1 protein-coding gene is annotated in these 315 nt (G+C 57.1%); it reads right to left on the bottom strand.

The window, feature by feature from the left end:
• Window positions 1-211, bottom strand: a 211-nt coding sequence (locus tag AAEY83_RS13635) for a phosphoribosyl-AMP cyclohydrolase (RefSeq protein ID WP_351059615.1), incomplete at its 3' end; no start/stop codon positions are given.
• Window positions 212-315: the final 104 nt, after the last annotated feature.

The following is a 315-nucleotide window of genomic DNA, read 5'->3' as shown; positions in this document are numbered from 1 at the left end:
GTGTCTGCACATGACCGGACTCTTCGCCCTTGCGCCACAGCTTGCCACGGGAACGTGACCAGTAGATTGCACGATTTTCCGCAGCGGTCAGTTCCAGCGCTTCGCGGTTCATCCAGGCCATCATCAATACGCGCCCGGTCTTGTGATCCTGGGCAATCGCCGGCACCAGGCCGTCAGCGTCCCACTTGATCTCGTCCAGCCAGTTTTTCATCGTCAAATCTCGAAAAGCAGCAGCAAGCGATGAGCTTCGAGCTGCAAGTAAACGCACGTTGCGGCGTGCCTGTAGCGTCAAGCTTGAAGCTGGCAGCTTATAAC

It is taken from the genome of Psychrobacter sp. TB20-MNA-CIBAN-0197 (assembly GCF_040309765.1).
GTDB lineage: Bacteria > Pseudomonadota > Gammaproteobacteria > Pseudomonadales > Moraxellaceae > Psychrobacter > Psychrobacter submarinus.
This window is presented reverse-complemented; position numbering and strand designations above follow the sequence as displayed.